This window comes from Streptomyces sp. WAC 01529, assembly GCF_003945545.1.
Taxonomy (GTDB): Bacteria; Actinomycetota; Actinomycetes; order Streptomycetales; family Streptomycetaceae; genus Streptomyces; species Streptomyces anatolicus.
In genome coordinates, this window is record NZ_CP029617.1 from 8,236,394 (window position 1) to 8,254,846 (window position 18,453).

The window sequence follows — 18,453 nt, forward strand, 5'->3', positions numbered from 1 at the left end:
ACCGGCCCCGGCCGCCACGTAGTTCGCGGGGGGAGGACCCTGAAGATCCCAGGGCCTACACGCACACCAGTGCGATGCCGCAGATCAGAACCCCCGGACATCGCACCCCAGTGCGTGTAGGGCCTGGGATCGGTGCCGCTGGCCCCGGACAACGAAGGACCCCGGGCCGCTCTGCGCCCGGGGTCCTGTCGCCGGTCTCACCGCCGCCGCTCACCAGTCGTCAGGCGCGCTGCCCACCCACGCGATCGGCCGGCCCTCGCCGTTGCGGCCCCAGTGCGGTTCCTCCACCGAGGTGCGTCGGGCAGGACGCAGAGCCGTGCTTGCCCCACAGAGCCCAGCGAGCCCGTTCGCGTCACCTTCCGACAACCCTGCACCATCGGAGCCGAGCACCAGCGGGCCGCGACCCGGGCGGACCCTGACACCCCGCAGCGTCCACAGGTCGTGGTGGTTGAGGGAGGCAGCGCGCACCGTGATGACCGCCCAGTCTTTGTTGGGCGGAAGCGGGGCAGGCACCCTTCGTATCTCCAGTCCGTCGAGAGGCGTGTCGGCATCGAATCGAACGGCGCAAACGGCAAGCACGTGCACGCTCCGTCTTTCCAGTTACTGTGCGGGCAGCCGCAGCGCGCCGTCGAGACGGATCGCGGTGCCATTGACCATCGGGTTGGCGAGTACATGCCCGACCAGCGAGGCGAACTCATCCGGTGACCCCAGCCTGCCGGGATGGGGCACGGACTCGCGCAGCGTCGCGCGCACCGGCTCCGGCACTGCACTGAATACGGGGGTGTCGAACAGGCCTGGCGCGATCGTCACCACGCGGATGCCGTGCGGTGCCAGCTCTCTCGCCAGAGGAAGGGTCATACCGACGATTCCCGCTTTGGCCGCGCTGTAGGCCGCCTGCCCCGGCTGGCCGTCCCAAGCGGCGATTGAGGAGGTGTTGATGATGACGCCACGCTCCTCCCTGACCAGAGGCTGAGCCATCATCCGGTGCGCGGAGAGCCTGGCGAGGTTGAACGTCCCCAGCAGATGAGTGCGGAGCACCGTTTCGATCTCGTCCAATGGCGCCGGGCCGGAGCGGCCGACCAGGCGCCGCGCATACGTCGAGCCAGCACAGCACACCACAGTGCGCAATTGGCCCACTGCCTCGGCCACGTCCAGGGCGTCCTCGACGTCGCGTGGGTCGGCCACGTCGCCGGCGACGAACCGTGCACTACAGCTGCCCAGTTCGGCGACCGCCGTCTGGCCCGCGGCCTGGGTACGCGCAAGCAGGACGACGCTCGCCCCTTCCTTGACTAGGTGCTTGGCCGTGGCGAGCCCAAGACCGGAGGTGCCTCCGGCGATAAGCGCAACCGTGTCAGCAACTTTCATCGGAGCGCTCCTCCATCGCACGGGCGATGATGTCACGGGCGGCCTCCGCGGCATCCACGGGGGCCACGACCGTCATCGCTGGCCGCCGCGAGCCCAGCCGGGTCGGCACTTCGACCGGGCTGGCCAGGCGGAGGACGAGGGCCCCACGGCCCTGACAAGGAACGAGGAAGACGTCCGGGGTGCCGTCCTGGCCGGACGCGGACTTTGATGGCTCCGCCCTCACCTCTTCCAACGTCTCAACGGGTACTACGAGTTCTTGATGCAGGCCCCACCGCAGACGCAGAGCACCGCCGTGACTCACATGCGGTCTGGTGCTGCTGGCTGCGGCCATAGCTGCGGTCAACAGGGCTCCGTAGAGGAGCGGCACCCCCACCACGTAACGAGGCAGAGTGGGTGACACTGTGGCAAGGACGACTGCCCCGGCAGTTGCCAGGAGCACAGCAAGCACAGTGGACACCCGGCGTCCGTCGCGGCCGTACCCCAACGGGATGCCGCCGAGCCGGCTCCGCTCGGTCCGGCGGGCCGCCGCCAGGGCAATAACCCTGAAGATGCTCATCTCGCGGCGTACCAGCTCCGCCATGGGAGGTGGCAGCAGAGCGAAGAACGACGATGAGAACGCTTCAGCCCGAGGCACCCCGACGCGGCGCAGATTTCGGTACTGCGAGACGAAGGCCGCGCCGTAGACCACGCCCAGGACGGCAAGGGTGCCTTCAGTCACCGCCAGGATGCCCGCAGCGATACGCCAGTCGAGGATGCCGCTGGTCACGAGGACGATCTCGGCGAGCAGGATGAGCAGCCCGGCCCAGCGCAGCCTGCGCAACCAGCCCGGCACCTGCGGCCTGCTTTCCGCGTCCGGGGCCGACGGCGCTTGGGGAGGAACCGGCGGCGTGCCCTCGATCGCGGCGCGCACTAACTGCACTGCTGTCTCCGGCTCTGTGGCGAAGAAGCGGATCTCCTGTAGCGAGATGACATTCTTGCGCAGCTCCATCTCCACTGGGGAGTCCAGGGCCACCAGCACATTGGTTACGCCCATGACGGGGACTATCATCGCGCCGTCGATCACTTCAGCGGTGCGCCGGTAGTCACCGCCCCTGCGCTGACCGCTGACGGACGTGATCAGGCTCGTGTTGACGTCCGCTGCGAACGTAGCTCCGTAACGGATCCTCAGCCTCCCGTTTGCCACTTGGTGGGGGTAGGCGCTGAGCGCCATGGAGAATCCGATGAGCAGATAGCCCGCTGCGAAACCGGCTGCGGCGGCCACGAGGCGCACCCAAAGCGTGTCGAGGACCAGGTCGACCAGGACGATCTCAAGGACGGAGAGACAGAGGATGATGGCGACACCCGCGCCCACGCTCTCCTGATAGGTCACCGCGCCGTTCTCGGCCCGGTTGCGCCGGGCTACCCACGGCGCCGCGAGGGCACCGCCAACGCTCACGCCACGTGTGCCGACCTGCCTGGTCGTCATGTGTCTTTCCCCCTTGCACTGCCTCGACTTTGGCAAACTTCCGTGATTTCCAGCAGATCACGCAATGCCGCTTCCGGACCTTCAGCTTCCAGTGCCGTGGGATTCAGGACAACCTCGTCGACGCCGGCGGCCCAGAAGTGTTCGATCTCGTCCGCCACGGTCTGCGGTGATCCGGCCAACACCACTCCGTGTTCAACGAGTGCGCGGGCGGAGCTTGGCCCGTCGGCGATTGGGCCGAGGCCAGCTGCGGTCAGCATCGCCCGATAGTGCCCTTCCCCGGTATGGCCGTGTGTCGCCCGCCAGACGACCTCGTCCACGTCGAGCCCGGGACGGACTACGAGCACGTGCACCACGCTGACCACGCGCACTTCCGTGAGCACGGGTAAGAGCTCACGGCGCAGGTACGGCAGAGGTGCCATCCAGGTGAGAGCCACATCAGCGGTTTCTGCGGCCACGCGCGCCATCCCGGGCCGGAGCACCCCCAGGCCGACGTCGACGTGGGGAGTCGCTGGCCACGGGGGAAGCTGAGCAGGCGTGTGCACATACTCGCCCCGGGTGTCCGTCGGCTGGCCATCCAGCAGTCGCCGCACCGTGCTCACGTACTCGCGGGCGGCGCCCAGCGAGCTGGTGTAGGGCGCGCCTCGCAGTGCGGCGACAAACGAGGGCTTGGACGTGCCGAACACCGAGATGAGCCGCTTGCCTGACAGCGAGGCCAGAGAACGCGCTGCGAGCGCCGCCTGAAAGGGGTTGTGCAGTGGCATGAGCGACACTCCCATCCCCAGGGCGGGGTTGATCCCCTGCCCCGCCAGATAGGCCAACACCTGGTGCGTCCCTAGGGCCAGCGACTCGCCCAGCCAGAGCCGGTCGGCGTAGCCCCGGGCCACCAGCCGACCGAAAGGGGCCAGTTGGGATGGGTGGTGCGGCTGCAACGGGTAGTAGACGCCGAGGCCGGAAGCGGGCGTGGCCTGCATACTTGTCTCAGGACTTGACAAGCAGGCCAGCCTCCTTCTTCTCCGCTGCGGCGGTCACCCGCCGGCGCATGCGCAAGAGTGCCGCCTCGTGGAACTCCTTCTGGGCCGACTTGTCCATGTCGCCCTCCGGGGACTTCTCGGGGGCGAAATGGCCATACCTATCCGTCCCGCTCACCAGCAGTGCGGAGTCCGGCTTGCCGTCCTTTGGGCGGACGGACGTCGCCAGATAGTCGATGGCGAAGGTGACCCGGGGCTCGTCAGTTCGGTTGATCCCCGACCCGTGCACGACCCGCTTGTTGTGGAGCGAGCACTGACCCGGGCTGAGCAGCACGTGGTGCTGGTCGAAGTCCTTTTCCGCGAAGGCCGCTTCGTCACCCCGCATCCGGCCGCCCAGGTGAGACGCGCGGTGATGGACCAAGATGCCCTGGCGGTGGGTTCCGGCTGCGAAGCGCATGGTGCCGTTCTCCACCGTCGTGGGGGTAAGCGCGAGCCAGCCCCGGAACGCGGCGACTTGGCCGTCGCCATCCAGATCGTAGGTAAGGGTGTCCTGGTGCCAGGCGAGGTCGGTCTCTCCCCGTGGCTCCTTGACGAACACACTTGTCCCCCACACCAAGACGTCGGGGCCGACGACGGTCCGCGCGATCTCCAGGAGACGGGGATGCCGCACGAGGCGATCCGCCCACGTCCACAGCAGGTGAACCTTGGGCCCGCCGGCCAAGGCGGCTATCGGGCCACCCCGCTCCGCGCTGACCGCCATGTGGTGCAGCACCGCGTCGCGCAGCGCGTACGTCTCCTCCTCCTCGAGCACGTCGAGCGGAAAGAGGAAGCCGTCCTTGTGAAAGTCGACCTTCTGCTGGGGAGTCAGACCCGGCACCTTCATCACCTCTCGTCCAATCGTTGGAGCAGTCGCTGTACCGCTTCGATGGACGTGGATTTGTTCACGGGTCACCCCGACGTTTCGACACGACTCCGGGCGTCGCACGGTCGTGCGAGGCGATGTGCACGGCTTCGGAAGGCACTTCTGCCCCGAGGCGTGGTGGTCGGCAACGGTGCGGCCACGACCGGCTGTCTACGCCCGTAGCCAGCGCCTTTGGTCTTCATCTGGTGACCAGCCGCAGACGCTTGGCCCAGAGCGCCGCCTTCCGGGCGTTCGCGGCGCCTTCCGAAAAGGATTTCGCGAGCCATTCGTAAGCGGGGGGTGCATCGATCATCTAAATGGACAGTGATCGCGGGCGCAATCAAATTTCCATTCAATGTGACGTAGATCACTGCGGAGTATCTTATTCCGTAATCAGCTGGCAGGAAATTTGACAAAACAAGCCAGAGAGGAGGGTGATTTAAGCCTCAGGGTCCTGCAGTGCACCTCGCGAGGAACGCTGCTTCACTGGCTTTTTGTTCGTGGATTCAATAACTCCGTTTCTGTTTACTAAGGACCTCCCTTTTAATTTTCCCGCATTACGCGCGCCCCGATTGACCTGTTTGTCCGTTTCCATTTCGGGCATACTGTCGCGAAAGGAATCGCTGAATTGGTGGGTGAATCCCATATTCCGCATTCTGACGTTGAATCGATCCTTGACGATTCGGCGCGGTCGATCTAGCGTTCACATCAGCACCACGGGGTTATACGCACCACTGGAATCGGTTTACGACCAGCGGGAGACACGTGTTAGTGCACTTAGTGACTGAATGTCCGAAGGTTTTACGAAGTGGCAGTGGAGTATTTCCTTCCGCCTCTGAACGACCGCTCGTGATAGTCCGAGGGGATCCGCCTGCTGCTGCGGCGGACCTCGGGTGAGAGTTTCCTTCCGCCGACGCCTTGCCGGGCACAGGAGTCCACTCCGTGCGCGCAGCGGTCAGGCGCTCTGGTACGAACTGCGCGAGGAACCCGTCTCTCCCGCCGGTTACCCTCAGTCCTCCTTCCTGGAGCAGGCGCCCACCACGCGCTGACTCCCCACATCCGTGATGCGTGCCGAACGTGCCAGAAGTCGGATCACAGTCGTGCGGAATGGATTCAATCAAGCAGAACACGGCATTCCGTCCCGCTCGCTGATCCAACCGAAAGCACGGGGAGTGCATCACTTTGTCCGGGGTGGTTATCGGCATTCCGGAAATTCCCCCGGCACAACCCGCATCCTCATTTGAGGTGCGTTGAAATCAACACTGGAGGTATCGCCATGGAGAACACCACTGAGCTGGCCGTCGAGGACATCTTGTCCACCCTGCTGGACGACGAGACGGCCGGCGACCTGGCCGAGCTGGAGATCGACCCGTCGCAGATGCCGGTCGCCAAGAGCTCGGTCGTCTGGACGGTCACCGCCCACTGCTGACCGGACCCTGATCGACTCGCTGGTGTGCGGCGACGGGCGGTATTGCCCGTCGCCGCACACCAGCGGCACACCGGAGAAAGGTCCTGCCCCGATGCGATCACCTGCCCCGCCACCGGCCCTCGCCCCGCCGTCACCCGCCGCCGCACCGGCCGTCGGCAAACTGCGGCCCACCGAGACCGAAGTGGCGCAATGGGCCGCCGGCCTGCGAGTACCCCCGCGTACGGCTATCGCTCCGGCTGTCGTTAGCACCCGCCTGGGGCGGCCCGTGCTCAAACACGTGCCAGGGCCCCGGCTGGATCTGCGCGTACAGGACGGCAGCGAGCCCGACGGATGCCTGGCGGCAACGGGACGCGCGCTGGCCGCGCTCCACGGCGCACCGCCGCCCGGACGGGACGCGGTCACCGTCGAATCACCGCCGTGGGGCGCGCTCCCGGTACGCCTGTGGGCCGGGCTCTCCTCGGTGCAGCGCGGACTGGTCGGCGCCTTCCACGGCGACGCCGAGCTGCGCGAACGCGGCAGGCGGACCCGCGACCACCTCGCACGACCGGCCGTGTGGTGCCATGGTGACGCCCGCACCAACAACGTCGTCATCACACCTGACGGCCTCCCTCTCCTGATCGACTGGGAGTGCGCCGGCCTCGGGCAGCCGGAGACGGACCTGGGATCGTTGTGCAGCGCACTGCTCATGGACAGCCTCTCGGCGTCCTCGTCCCCCAGCGGACCGCAGGCGCGGGCCGCTCTCTCCGCCGCCATGACGCGCGGCACCGTCCTTGTCCGCTCCGCCCTGACGGGATATCGCGAGGGCGGCGGACAGGAACTCGACAGGGAAATGCTGGCTTCCGCCGTCGGCTGCGGACTACTGGCGCGGGCTTTCATGCGTGCCTCCATGACGAGCCGCGACCGTATCGTCTCGGCACTCTACGAAATAGGCCGGGGGCTTCTGCTCGACCCCGCTCGCTGGGAGGTTCTCGATGGACGCGCGTGACCACCGGAACCTCGACAAAATCCGGCGGGGCATCAGTGGATTACTGAGTTCCCACGGCACGAGAGGGAACCTCACGGTCTCGCGCCGTGAAGACCTGATCGAGAAAGTTTACAGTGCGGTGCACGCACGGCAGCCGAATCTGCAGAGCGCGTTCTCCTCCAACCGGGCAGAGTTGTCTGAATTCAGCGGAATGGCCCTACAGAGCCTGTCGGGCCTGACGGTCGAGATCCGGGGGTTCTCGTTCCTGAACCGGACAGCGGAGCTCGTGACGGTCCGCTGCCCGGACGGCATCGAAGTCGCCGTCCCGGCCGCCGATACCGACGTGTCTGATTCCGGTGACGCGACCCTGAGGGTCAGCCCGCTGAACACCCCCATGGATTCGCGGTGGTTGCACTGGAATCCGCCCGGCCGATTCACGGAGAAGCCGGACGCTCGCGTGTACGTGAATGTGCGCGCCGACGAAGCCATGACCGTGTGGTGCGCCCTCGTCCGGGCGTTGGAGGGCGCCGCGGTGCCCTTCTCGACCAAGATCGGCGGCTCGACGGAGATGCTGGGCCGCGCAGACGGCGTCGTTGTGTACAGTGCGGCCCGCGACGTCCACCGGATCCTCAACTGCCTGGACGGCCTCGGAGCCGCCGACTGCCTGCGCGGCCCCGTCCCCGGCTTCAGCGCCATGGCGACGGACGGCATCGGCGTCGCGCTCGACCCCGAGCCGTCCGGTGGAGCGCTGTCGGGCAGCGTCGGCTACTACTGGTCGCGCGCCGTGGTCGAGAAGTGGACCGCGTCGGGGGACGAAGGCCTGGAAGCGGTGTTCGCGCGGCTCACGGCGTCGTGGGCCGACGCCCGACGCGCCATCGACGCCGCACGCGCGGCGGACGAGGCCCGGGTATGAGCCACGAGACCGACGCCGTAGGGACGCCTGGCCCCGAGACGTCCGCAGCTGGGACCGCTGCCTTCGAAGCCCCCACCGCCGAGGAGGCCCCCGCCTCCGAACTGCCCGCCACCCTCGGGGTGAAGCGCGTTCTCGTCGTCGGCACCGGCGCCATCTCGGTCTGCCACCTGCCCGCCTTCGTCACCTTGCTGCGGCACCACTTCGAGGCCGACACAGCGGTCTGCCTGACCCGGTCCGCCCGCGAGATGGTGTCTCCCCGCGCGCTGGAAGTGGTCTCGGGCCGCCCGGTGATCGCCCCCGACTGGTCGGGGGATAGCGGACCCTCCCACGTCAGCTGGGCGGACTGGGCCGAGGCCGTGATCGTCTGGCCCGCCACTTTGAACTTCATGTCCCGGTGCGCCCTCGGCCTGGCCGACAGCCTGCCGTCCGCCATCGTGCTGTCCACCTGCGCGCCCGTCATCTTCGCCCCGTCGGTGGCCGAAGCGGCCGTCCGCGGCGGCCCGTTCCGGCGTGCGGTGCGACTGCTTACCCAGGACGGCCACGGTCTCGTCGGCCCCGTCGTCGGCCACTCCGTCTCGAACTGGGAGATGACCCCGGGAGCCTGCGCCCCTGCGGACAAGGTGCTGCGCGCCCTGGCCGATCTGGTCACTCGGTCCGCGCCGCCCGCGACGGACCCGCCGCACCCCGCCCACTCACTCCCGCATCCGAAAGGAACACGATGACCGGCCAGAAGCGTCGCCTGTTGCCCAGTGAGCTCACCGTCCGTCCCGCCACCGTCGGCGACCAGTCGCTGCTCGACACGTTCATCTCCAACGAGCGCATCGCGGAGATGGCCGAGTCCGGATTCACCGCGAGTGACGAAAACACCCGCACCCAGGTGCTCCCCCTGATTGAGCAGGGGCTGATCAAGGGTTGGTTCGTCGAACTCCCGGGCCACGGAGCCCTGTCCGTCCAGATCTACGCGCCGACCGGGACCCCCGGCGTCTGGAGCGGGGACACGATCAACGCTCCGGACGTCGACGGCCTCCCGTTCCGCTGGATCGGCACCGCCTGTATGGCGGTGACACTCGACGCGCTCTTCGCCGACGAAGAGGTCTACCGCCTCTGCGGACATGTCGCGGTCACCAACCCCCCGTCCCTGGCCATGTGCGACCGGTTGGGCTTCACCCGCGAGGGGATCGCCCGCGAGCACATGCCCGTGGGGCCGGGACGCCGGGCCGACGCCGTAGTCATGGGCATGCTCCGCCGCGAATGGCAGGGAGCGGCCACGTTGGAGAAGCTGGCGACCGCCTGATGGCCGCGCCCGCCCGTGGCCCGGCGGCCACCGGGGTGGTCGGCGGACTCCTCGAACAGGTCTGGACCCAGGGGCGCGTGGACCTGATACCGGAATTCATCCACGCCGACTACGTACTGCTCGACGAGCGCGCCGAGCTGCGGATGCGCGGCCGCGAGGAGTTCGCCCAGGACGTGCTCACGTACCGGGCACTGCTGGCGGACATCACCATGCGCGCCACCCACGTCGTCCGTGAGGGTGACATGGTCGTGTACCGCTGGGAACTGATCGGGCGGCTGAACGACATCCAACAGTTAGGACCCGGCCTGCGAATCGTCATCCGCGACATCCCCGATGTGGGGCTGATCAGCGTGCGGGGCATCAACATCGCCCGGCTGTCGGACGGGCTGCTGATCGAGGAGACGTGTGAGACGGACGTGGCGTCCCTGGGTCAGCAGATGGGGTGGTGGAAATGACCACCGCAGCGCGTACCGGAGCGAGCACCGGCCCGGACGGGGGATCCGGCCTGGGCGTCGTCGCCCTGGCCTCCTACCTGCCAGGTGAACCGGTGACCAACGATTCGGTCGGTGCCGCCATCGGCGTCGACCTCAAGTGGATCCAGGACCGCATCGGGATCCGCACGCGGCACCACGCCGCACCGCACGAGCACACGTCCGACCTCGCCACCCGCGTCGCCCGGCGCGTCGCGGAGCACTCGCCGGTCGGCCCCGACCTGATCGTGCTTGCCACCGTCACCCCCGACCGCCCGGTGCCGGCCACCGCCTGTCTCGTCCAGGACCGGCTGGGCCTACCAGGGACCCCAGCGCTGGACATCAACGCCGCCTGTGCCGGATTCATCTACGCCCTGGTCACGGCGGCGGGCACGGTTGCCGTCGGCGCCGCACGGACCCCGCTGGTGATCGGCGCGGACGTCTTCACGCGATTCGTGGACCCCACCGACCGCCGCACCGCGCCGCTGTTCGGCGACGGCGCCGGGGCGGTCCAGCTCGGCCCTGTTCCCGAGGGCTACGGCATACTCGCGACCGAACTGTGGGCCGACGGCTCGCAGGCCTCCTACGCCACCGTGCCCCCGGCGGGCGAGGGCTGGTTCGAGATGAACGGCCGCGGCGTGAGCGAAGTCGTCCTGGAAATGGGCCCCAAGGTGCTCGGCACCGCCCTGACCAAGGCTGGGATCCGGTTGGACCAGCTCAACCGGGTCATCGTGCACCAGGCCAATCCGCGCCTCGTCGGGACCCTGGCGGAGTCCGTCGGACTCGACGACCGCATCGTCCCGCGCTACGGAGTCCAGACCGGCAACACCGCTGCCGCCTCCATCCCCATCGCGCTGGTAATGGCGCATGAGGAACAGCCCTTCCGGCGGGGCGACCTGGTGGCACTGGTGGCCGTGGGCGCCGGGATGACCGCGGGCGCGGCCGTACTGCGCTGGTACTGACACCGGGACCGAGGCCGCTACCGGGACCGCATCGGAAAACGAGGAAGTGCACATGAGAGTTCTGGTTGTTGACGAGGAACAGGGCGCGCCACCGGACCACTGGTCGGCCATCGCGGAGCACACAGTCCGGGGACGAGCGCTGCGCTTCGGCCTGGCGGAGGCGGCCGACACTGCTTTCGACCCGGCGGCCGACCACAACCGCGAGTACGTACTGGCGCGCGTACGGGCCTTCTCACTGAACTACCGCGACACTGCCCTGGCCCTGGGCGAGCACGCCGAGGGAACCCATGACCGGGGCCGGGGCTTCGGCTCCGACTTCGTCGCGGAGGTCGCCGCCACCGGCTCCGCCGTACGCGGACTGCGTCCGGGGGACCGGGTGATCCCGTCGATGGACTGGCCGCCGCGCCCCGGCGACACCGTCTCGGCGGGCGTGGTGACCAACACCGCCTCGCGCGAACTGCAGCGGGTCCACCACTCCCGGCTGGTTCCCGTCCCGACTGCGATGAGCGACGCGCAGGCGGCGTCGTTCTCGATCGGTGCCCAGACGGCGTACGCGATGCTGCGCCGGGCCGAGGTGGGCCGGGACACCACCGTGCTGGTGACCGCCGCCACCTCGATGACCAGCCTGTTTGCCATCAGCGCAGCCTGCGGGCGCGGCGCACGGGTCTACTGCCTGTCGCGCAGCGGACGCGGCGCGGACCTGCTGGCGGAGCTGGGGGTGGTGCGGTCCTTCGACCCCAACGACCCCGCCGACCTGAAGGACCTCGCCAGGCTGGCCCGCCAGATCCGTGGATTCGACGCGGTCGTCGACCCGTTCTGCGACGCCTACGTCCTGACCGCCGTGAAGCTGATCGGCTTTAACGGCCACTACGTGACGTGCCGGCTGATGGGCAGTCCCCACGACGAGATGGCCGGTACCGACACGCCGGGCGGGCACTGGCTGTCGATGCTGACCAGCCTCGTCTCGAAGAACGCCACGATCCACGGCCAGTGCCTCGGGGTGCGCGCGGACCTGGAGGCGGCGCTGGGCGACTGGGACGCGGGCCGACTGAGGGTGGTCGTCGACTCGGAGTTCTCCGGCGCCGACATCGGCCCGTTCGTCCGCAGGACCTTCGACCCCGCGCGGCTGGGCAAGGCGGCGTACGTGTTTGGCGACCGCGATCACGACGAGTACCCCGAGCGCGACGATACTACGAAGGGTGCGTGACCTGACATGCCGGACCTCGCCGATGACCTGTTCGGTCCCTTCGTGGGCATCCACGCCCTGAACCTGCCCGAGACCCGGTTGACACCGCCCTTCGAAGGAGTGCTCGGGGCTTTTTACACCAAGCTCGTCACCCAGGCACAGGACGACAGCGCATGGTTCGCGGAGCACACCGGGACCGGGCCCGCCGACACGCTGGAACTGTGCTGCGGAGGCGGGCGGTCGGTGCTCGAACTCGCCCGGCGCGGCCACCGCGTCACCGGCGTGGACCTGTCCCTCACCCAGCTGACTGCCGCCCGGACAATGACCGCCGCAGCCGACGAGGAGACCGCCGGGCGGATCACCTGGCTGCACGCGGACGTTACCGGACTGGACCTCGGCCGGAGCTACGACAATATCGTCATCGGCGGGCTCAGCCTGACACTGTTCGACGGCCCTGCGCGCGAAGCCCTTCTGCAAGTGGTGCGCGGCCATCTGCGGCCCGGCGGACGGCTGCTGTTCGACCACACCCCGGCCCTGGACCAAGAGCGGGCGACCGAACGGGTGCTGAGCTGCCCGGTACGACTGCGGGAGCGCTCGGGCTTCGTCCTGGTCGGCTCCCGGCGGGACGCCGCCGCACGTACCCAGTACACCAACATGTACGCGGAACTCGTCGCCCCCGACGGACACACCCGGCGGTTCCTGACCGGATTCCGGTTCCGCCTCGACGGCCCGGCCGAACTCGCGGCCGAGCTGGCGGAGTACGGATTCGTGTTGAAGGAGACCGAGCGGATTACCACTGGCCATGACGACGGCACGGACACGCCCTTCATGGCACGAGACTTCGTCGTGGCGGAGCGGGTCCGGTGACCTCCGCCCCTGAAACTGCCACCGCACCCCGCGCGGCGCAGCTCGCCGCGGAACTGCGCCGCCGGGCCGACTGGGACCAGGACGTGCGCCGGACGCCGGGGAAGTCGGCCGCCGACGTGGCGCGCTGGATGGCCGTGGACGCGGAGAACCAGCAGTGGATCTGGCGGGTGCTGCGCGAACACGGATGGCCCGGCCACCGGCTGGTCGGTGAACAGGGGTCGGACGACGCTGCCCTGCTGGTCCAGCACGCCGACCGCGACCGGCCCCTGCAGCGCTACGGCCTCGAACTCCTCATCGAGGCCGTGGACGCCGGTGACGCGACTGCCTCGCACGTCGCCTACCTGATCGACCGCATCCACCTGCACGCGGGCGTGCCCACGCGCTACGGCACGCAGTACGCGCGCGCCGAGGACGGCCGCTACCGGATGCTTCCGGTGGAGGAGCCCGGCGGACTCGACGCCCGGCGCGCCCAGCTGGGCATACCCCCGGTCGCCGAATTCGAACGGCAGCTGCGGGAACTGCACGCGGGCACCGAGATGCTCGAGGAGTACCAGTGACGGACCGGACGCCGAGACTTGCCCCGCGGCAGATCCCCGCCTACCGCGAGAACGGATTCGTCTCCCCTGTGGACGTTCTGCCACCGGACGGGACAACGGCGCTTCGTGAGGCGGTCCTGCGGTACCTCGTCGACTCGCACCGACGGGCGGCGTGGCCGCCGCGTTGGCCAACGGCCCGAAAATCCACCTGCTGCGGTCATGGGCGGACCGGCTGGTCCGGCACCCCCGCCTGCTGGAGATCGCCACGAGCCTGCTCGGGCCGGACGTCCTCTTCTGGAGCACCAGCATCTTCGTGGAGCCCGGCGGGGACACCGACCTGGCCTGGCACCAGGACGCCCTCACCCACGAGCTGGACGACGGCGACCTCGCGGCGTTCCGGGTCCGGCTCGCCCTCACACCGACCTCACCGGAGAACGGCACGATGCGCTTCGCCGCCCGTACCCACGGCGACGGCGTCCTGCGCCACCACCGCGCCGGGCACGCGGCCGGCCGGTTACGCGGCGAGGCAGCCGACTTCGACGCGTCCGCCACCGAGCGGCACGATGTCGTGCCGCGCCCCGGCCAGTGCTCTCTGCGCAACATGCTGGTGGTGCACGGCTCCGGACTGAACCGCACTGACGAGCCCCGAGTGGACGCGGTCATACTGGAGCGGTTCTACGGTGCCGTACGCGTGCACCTGGAACGCTTCCTGTCGGCCTCGCAGTCCAACGTGGCTACAGGGCAGTTGGTTCGGGAACCCGCCCATGGAGCCGGAACGCATGGGTGAGCGGGATCGTTTTCACTCCGCGTGGCTCTTTCCCGCGGTTCGCCCCCGCGGAACGGCCCGCGTGGCACGCTTTCTGTAGGGCACCCAGACGTGAGGTGGAGAACATGCGACACGACCAGGCCGCTCCGGACTGCATGGTGATCACCGCACACGGGCTGAACTGGACCAAGGCCGCACGCGCGCTGTGGCTGGCACCGGGCGCGGGCAAACGCGCCGCGGACCCGAGATCGATCCCCTACCAGAGCAGTGTCACGACGCAGGTGGTCCTGATCACGCTCTCGTCGGTGGTTGAGATCGCCCTGGTCGACTTCCTGCTCTCCGCGGCCTGGGCGAGAGTGCTCGCCTTAGCAGTCGGGCTGCTAGCCCTGATTGTGATCCTGGCGTTGGTCGTCGCACTGCGCGCGTTTCCCCACCGGGTGGAGAAGGGCACCTTGACGGTCCACTACGGGGCGACCTTCGAGGTGCCCGTCCCGCTGGACCGCGTGACGAAGGTGACCGAACGCCGCTCCCTGAGCGGCCAGAAGCGCACGGCAGAGGTCGCGGACGGCGTCCTGTCGGTGCCGATGATGGGCGTCACCAACCTGGCGGTGACCCTGGATCCGCCGGTGGAGATGACACTGCCGAAGGCCGATACCGCCACGGTACGCGAGATCCGCCTCTTCGCCATCGACCCCGTGTCGGGCACCCGGACACTGCGCGGCGGCGGACGGCCCGAGACCACGTCCTCCGAACGGAGCGACATCCCTGCAGCCGCAGCCCCGGCACGAACGGGCACACCGCACAACACACCCCGGTGGATGCGGTGGCTGCGCTGGACCGGCGTGCTGGTGCTGCTCGCCGAGATCGTCCTGGTCACCACGGGCCTACTCGACTGGCGAATCGCGGCCGGCATCCTCGTCGTGACCGAGGGTGCCCTCGCGGTCCTCGGCCTCATCGCCGGGGCGGCCTTCATCAGTCAGTACCGCCGCCTGCGGGCCGCGGGCGAGACCCGGGCCGACTCCTTCAGCGACGCCCTGTTCTCCCTGATGCCCGAGCCCATGGCCGCGATGGTCCGCAGAGAACTGAGCGTCGTGCGAGTGCTGACGCTCGTCCTGCTGCGCCGGACCGAACGGCCCCGCCCCGGCGACCTGCCGCTGTCCTACGGCAGCGCGTCCCGCAAGGCCCTGGTCGGCACGGCAGCGCTACTCCTGGTAGCGGGCGTGTCCGCACTGTTGAGCCTCGCCCCAGGGGTGCCGCGCATCGTGCTGGGCGTCGTCCTGCTCTACGCCGCCCTGTTGACGGCCACCATGGGCCTGGCCGCCGGGGTGCGTCCGCACCTGCTGCGCGCCGACGGCCTGGTCGTACGGTGGGGCCTGCACCACGAGTTGGAGATCCCGCTGGCGACGGTGCGCTCGATCACGCTGGAACAGCCCGCGCGGGGGCGGCCGAAGGACGACATCACGTCCGACCGGTTCACGGTCCCCGCGTCCGGCCGGGAGCAGGTGGCGGTCGTGTGCGAGGAGCCGGTCGAGGTGCCGGCCCGGTGGGGCGCGCGACGACCGGCGCAGACGATCGTGGTTCCCGTGGACGACTCCAAGGCAGTGCTGGCCTACATCACGCGGCCGGCGGGAGCCTGAACTCGCCCTCTCCCGCCACCACCGTGTCAGGGACAGCATGCAGGCCGACATCGTGCTCAGCTTGTCCTACCTTCCAAGTGCGATCTCTCGGTTTTGGGACAGTGGGTGAGTGGCAGTGGGCTTCGGTGTGTTGCTGCTGGTCAGTGGTGGTTGAGGGGGTTGGGGTCGCTGTTCTGGACGCGAGGTTTCCGAGGGGTGTAGCTGTTCTGGGGGCGTTATTGCATGAGGGGTGACGCTGTCTCAGTTTGGTGAGTTCTGATCCGCTGGCCGATGGGTGTTGGTGTGCTCAGGGGTGTGGATCAGGAGAGCAGGACCTGGCCCCGGAAGGGGTGGGTGGTGACGCGAGTGGGGCTTTGCCGGCTGTGTCGGTTCGGGCGTTGCGGGGACCGGCGGTGCGTCGTCTGCTGGCCCTGCGGCGGGAGGGAAAGCTCACCACGGGGCAGGTGAGGTCAGCGGCGGACGTGCTTGGGGTGCGGGAGCGTGCGGTGTGGCGGTGGCTGGCGGCCGCCGAGCGGGACGAGGCTGTGGCCCGGGCGCCGGGGGAGCGGGGCGCGTATCACGGGCGGTTCACGGTTACGGATGAGGTCCGGGCTCTGCTGGCCTTGTGGAAGGGGAACGTCGCGGCGGTGCATCGCGAGCTGACCGCTCGCGCGGCCAGGGGCGAGGGACAGCCGCCTCCGTCGATTCCGACGCTGCACCGGGCGATCCAGCGGTATCTGACGCCGGGAGAGCGGGCGGGGCTCGCGGGTGGGGAGCGGGCGGCGCGCAAGCATGATGTGTTCCTGGCCCGGCCGCGGGGCTGGCGCAATCAGGTGTGGGAGACGGACCACATGCAGGCGGCGGTGCTGGTCGATGTCGATGGCAAGGCTCGCAGGCCGTGGATCACCTGGTTCACCGACTGCGCGACGAACGCGATCACTGGTGTCGCGGTCACGCTGGGAGATCCGTCGCGGGAATCGGTGCTGGCCGCGCTGCGCTCCGCAGTCCTCCGCGAGGACCCCTACGGCCCGTTCGGCGGCCTGCCCGAGTAGGTACGTGTCGACCGCGGCCAGGACTTCCTGTCCCGAACGGTGACCGCCGCGTTCGATCTCCTGGACGTGACGGTGGAGGACCTGCCCGCCTACACCCCCCACCTCAAAGGCACCGTGGAGGGTCGCAACCGGGCGGTGGAGAGCATGTTCCTGGCCGCGCTGCCCGGCTACGCCCGTCAGCCGCGCCCCGGTAAGCGTGCTTCCCGTCCGAAGGACGAAGTGCTGCTCGGCTTCGAGGACTTCACCGCCCGTCTGCTGGCCTGGACACGGTGGTGGAACACCGAACACCAGCCCGCGCCGTTGCGGGGCAGGACCCCCACTTGAGGCGTGGCAGGACGATCCCACCCCGCTGCGGGACGTGGCCGCGGCGGATCTGTGGACGTTCACCCTGGAGGACGCCGGCACCCGCACCCTGACCACCCGCGGTATCCGCTTCAGGAGGCGTGACTACGTGGGGCCGTGGATGACCGGGCAGGCCGGGATCCAGGTCCGGATCCGCTTCATGCCCCATCACGATCACCGGATCGAGGTGTACCACGCGGCCACCGGCCGCTACCTGGGTCCTGCGGACCTGGCCGATCAGGCCACCGACGAACAGATCAGCGCCGTACGAAGAGCGCGGGCCGCCCGCTCCCGCCGTCTGAAGAAGGACCTGGAGGCTTCCCAGCGCGAGCGCTACGCCGCCGTGAACCAGCCCGAGGCACCTCAGCGGCTCGGCGCGCTGACCACCGCGCAGGCCGAGGCCGAACTCGCCCAGACTGCCGACACCGACCTCGCGCAGCTCGCGATGCCGGAGCTCATCCCGCCCGCCGCGCCCCCGGCCGACTGGCGCACCCCTGCTTCCCTGGCCGCGCTGACCACGTCAAGCCCGCCCATCCTGCACCCGTCCGGCCGTGATGGCGCTTCCGTCCCGGACGGCCGCGACGGACGGGCTACACCTCTCACCACCGACGAAGACGGAGACGCCTCGTGACCGCGGCCACCTACCAGTACGTTGACCTGCCTGATGCGTCCGTGGTAACCACCCGAGCCTTGCTCACCGCCCGGGAGAACATCACCGACACCGTCGCTGCCCGCGCCATGATGTGCATCCACGGCGGCGCCGGCTTCGGCAAGACCCTCGCCGTCAACACCTGCCTGCGAGAACTCGAACCCGGCGAGGACGTCCGCAAGATCACCTTCCGGCCTCGTCCCACCGCCCGCGCGGTGCGCTACGAACTGTTCACCGCGCTCGACCTGGCCGGGGAACCACCGCGCCACCCCAGCGAGTTCGACCGCCTGCTGAAAACTGCCCTGGCTGAACGCCCCCGCACCTTCCTGGTCGACGAGGCCCAGTGGCTCAATGGGGAGGCGTTCGAATACTTCCGCTACCTGTGGGACGAACCCTCCACCCAGCTCGCGATTATCTTCGTCGGAGGGGAGGGCTGCCACACCGTGCTGCGCCGCGAACCGATGCTCTCCTCCCGCATCTTCATCTGGCAGCACTTCACCCGTCTCACCCCCAGCGAAGTCCTCGAGGCCATCCCCCTGTTCCATCCGATCTGGGCCGATGCGACCCCGACGACATCACCTTCGCCGACAGCCACGCCACACACGGCAACTTCCGCGCCTGGGCCCAGCTGACCGCCCACACCCGCACACCGCCCTGGCCCGCACCGGTCACCCCCGCGTGGACCAGGAGCTGCTGCGCTGGGCCTTC

The 18,453-nt window shown here is 69.0% G+C and carries 20 protein-coding genes; 16 read left to right on the plus strand and 4 right to left on the minus strand.

Annotated features, from left to right (window positions below; translation table 11 throughout):
- Nucleotides 1-600: 600 nt before the first annotated feature.
- The 4 genes from DMA15_RS36320 to DMA15_RS36335 are packed head-to-tail and all read right to left on the minus strand — an operon-like array spanning nt 601 to nt 4,681.
- Nucleotides 601-1,365 carry an SDR family NAD(P)-dependent oxidoreductase gene (locus DMA15_RS36320; protein ID WP_030786692.1) on the minus strand — a complete coding sequence of 255 codons (765 nt, stop codon included), beginning with the start codon at nt 1,363-1,365 and terminating at the stop codon, nt 601-603.
- A complete protein-coding gene (locus tag DMA15_RS36325) occupies nt 1,352-2,830 on the minus strand; it encodes a hypothetical protein (RefSeq protein WP_125517092.1) in 1,479 nt (492 codons plus the stop codon). Before DMA15_RS36325 ends, DMA15_RS36320 begins: the two co-directional genes overlap by 14 nt.
- Entirely contained in the window at nt 2,827-3,801 is a 975-nt protein-coding gene (locus tag DMA15_RS36330; protein WP_030786698.1) for an LLM class flavin-dependent oxidoreductase, read from the minus strand. The genes DMA15_RS36325 and DMA15_RS36330 overlap by 4 nt, the downstream gene beginning before the upstream one ends.
- A 7-nt stretch (nt 3,802-3,808) precedes the next feature.
- Nucleotides 3,809-4,681, minus strand: a complete 873-nt coding sequence (locus tag DMA15_RS36335; protein WP_125517093.1) for a phytanoyl-CoA dioxygenase family protein — start codon at nt 4,679-4,681, stop codon at nt 3,809-3,811.
- A gap of 1,294 nt (nt 4,682-5,975) precedes the next feature.
- Between DMA15_RS36335 and DMA15_RS36945 the strand changes: the two genes are divergently transcribed.
- The 16 genes from DMA15_RS36945 (at nt 5,976) to DMA15_RS36400 (ending at nt 18,377) form a co-directional block, all read left to right on the plus strand.
- Nucleotides 5,976-6,128 (plus strand): hypothetical protein, encoded by a 153-nt coding sequence (locus DMA15_RS36945; protein WP_158708900.1) that lies wholly within the window; start codon nt 5,976-5,978, stop codon nt 6,126-6,128.
- A gap of 91 nt (nt 6,129-6,219) precedes the next feature.
- The gene (locus DMA15_RS36340) at nt 6,220-7,113 is read left to right on the plus strand and encodes an aminoglycoside phosphotransferase family protein (protein ID WP_125517094.1); all 894 of its coding nucleotides are present in this window, start codon (nt 6,220-6,222) and stop codon (nt 7,111-7,113) included.
- Nucleotides 7,100-8,005, plus strand: a complete 906-nt coding sequence (locus tag DMA15_RS36345; protein ID WP_125517096.1) for a T3SS effector HopA1 family protein — start codon at nt 7,100-7,102, stop codon at nt 8,003-8,005. Before DMA15_RS36340 ends, DMA15_RS36345 begins: the two co-directional genes overlap by 14 nt.
- Entirely contained in the window at nt 8,002-8,727 is a 726-nt protein-coding gene (locus tag DMA15_RS36350; RefSeq protein WP_125517098.1) for a flavoprotein, read from the plus strand. Before DMA15_RS36345 ends, DMA15_RS36350 begins: the two co-directional genes overlap by 4 nt.
- A complete protein-coding gene (locus DMA15_RS36355; protein ID WP_030786714.1) occupies nt 8,724-9,299 on the plus strand; it encodes a GNAT family protein in 576 nt (191 codons plus the stop codon). The genes DMA15_RS36350 and DMA15_RS36355 overlap by 4 nt, the downstream gene beginning before the upstream one ends.
- On the plus strand, nt 9,299-9,754 hold the full coding sequence (locus tag DMA15_RS36360) for an ester cyclase (protein WP_164551914.1): 456 nt from the start codon (nt 9,299-9,301) through the stop codon (nt 9,752-9,754). Before DMA15_RS36355 ends, DMA15_RS36360 begins: the two co-directional genes overlap by 1 nt.
- Nucleotides 9,751-10,731: a ketoacyl-ACP synthase III gene (locus DMA15_RS36365; protein WP_078594340.1), complete on the plus strand. Its 981-nt coding sequence runs from the start codon at nt 9,751-9,753 to the stop codon at nt 10,729-10,731. The genes DMA15_RS36360 and DMA15_RS36365 overlap by 4 nt, the downstream gene beginning before the upstream one ends.
- Nucleotides 10,732-10,783: 52 nt before the next feature.
- Nucleotides 10,784-11,938 (plus strand): zinc-binding alcohol dehydrogenase family protein, encoded by a 1,155-nt coding sequence (locus DMA15_RS36370; protein WP_125517102.1) that lies wholly within the window; start codon nt 10,784-10,786, stop codon nt 11,936-11,938.
- A gap of 6 nt (nt 11,939-11,944) precedes the next feature.
- Nucleotides 11,945-12,784, plus strand: coding sequence for a class I SAM-dependent methyltransferase (locus DMA15_RS36375; RefSeq protein ID WP_051819766.1), 840 nt, complete (start codon nt 11,945-11,947; stop codon nt 12,782-12,784).
- The gene (locus DMA15_RS36380; RefSeq protein ID WP_051819769.1) at nt 12,781-13,341 is read left to right on the plus strand and encodes a DUF6624 domain-containing protein; all 561 of its coding nucleotides are present in this window, start codon (nt 12,781-12,783) and stop codon (nt 13,339-13,341) included. The genes DMA15_RS36375 and DMA15_RS36380 overlap by 4 nt, the downstream gene beginning before the upstream one ends.
- Before the next feature lie 151 nt (nt 13,342-13,492).
- The gene (locus DMA15_RS36385; RefSeq protein WP_125517105.1) at nt 13,493-14,107 is read left to right on the plus strand and encodes a phytanoyl-CoA dioxygenase family protein; all 615 of its coding nucleotides are present in this window, start codon (nt 13,493-13,495) and stop codon (nt 14,105-14,107) included.
- Nucleotides 14,108-14,211: 104 nt separating this feature from the next.
- Nucleotides 14,212-15,723 (plus strand): hypothetical protein, encoded by a 1,512-nt coding sequence (locus DMA15_RS36390; RefSeq protein WP_125517107.1) that lies wholly within the window; start codon nt 14,212-14,214, stop codon nt 15,721-15,723.
- Between the two features lie 392 nt (nt 15,724-16,115).
- Nucleotides 16,116-16,754 carry a hypothetical protein gene (locus DMA15_RS37845; RefSeq protein ID WP_240660135.1) on the plus strand — a complete coding sequence of 213 codons (639 nt, stop codon included), beginning with the start codon at nt 16,116-16,118 and terminating at the stop codon, nt 16,752-16,754.
- 39 nt (nt 16,755-16,793) lie between these two features.
- Nucleotides 16,794-17,078, plus strand: coding sequence for a hypothetical protein (locus tag DMA15_RS37850; RefSeq protein WP_240660136.1), 285 nt, complete (start codon nt 16,794-16,796; stop codon nt 17,076-17,078).
- A 34-nt stretch (nt 17,079-17,112) separates the two neighbouring features.
- A complete protein-coding gene (locus tag DMA15_RS37855) occupies nt 17,113-17,727 on the plus strand; it encodes a Mu transposase C-terminal domain-containing protein (RefSeq protein WP_240660137.1) in 615 nt (204 codons plus the stop codon).
- Complete coding sequence (locus tag DMA15_RS36400; RefSeq protein ID WP_240660138.1) at nt 17,724-18,377, plus strand: ATP-binding protein; 654 nt, start codon at nt 17,724-17,726, stop codon at nt 18,375-18,377. The genes DMA15_RS37855 and DMA15_RS36400 overlap by 4 nt, the downstream gene beginning before the upstream one ends.
- Nucleotides 18,378-18,453 lie beyond the last annotated feature (76 nt).